Here is a 510-nt window from a genome sequence, read left to right on the forward strand (position 1 = left end):
AAAAAAACTTAAACCGCGGATGGCTCATTATAACAGCTATGATTTGAGAGATTCTATCATTTTGCCATGGGATAACTGTGGTAATTCTAGAGCTAATATCTAACAGAATGCCGTGACTCACGAAGCGGCGGATTTATTAGATCAAAATCAACCTGGTGCAAACCGGTTTTTTGATGACTCTGGATAATTTTACTGATCGTACGACCTTTGTGTTGACGACATATCTCTTGAAGTGGCTGACCTATCAACTTTCGATGGTAAGATCAAAGCTTACCATGGTTGTAACGGGTAACGGGGAATCAGTGTTCGATTCCGGAGAGGGAGCCTGAGAAACGGCTACCACATCCACGGAAGGCAGCAGGCGCGTAAATTACCCAATACCAGTTCGGTGAGGTAGTGACAAAAAATAACAATATGGGCCCTAGTGGTTTCATAATTGCAATGAGAACATTTTAAATACTTTATCAAGTATCAATTGGAGGGCAAGTCTGGTGCCAGCAGCCGCGGTAA

General features: G+C 42.7%; 1 rRNA gene. It reads left to right on the top strand.

What is annotated here, in order from left to right:
* Positions 1-510 (top strand): 16S ribosomal RNA (locus DBV10_RS22955); the annotation flags it as partial.

The sequence above is a fragment of the Acidovorax sp. FJL06 genome (assembly GCF_003852545.1).
In the GTDB taxonomy this organism is placed as follows: Bacteria; Pseudomonadota; Gammaproteobacteria; order Burkholderiales; family Burkholderiaceae_C; genus Acidovorax.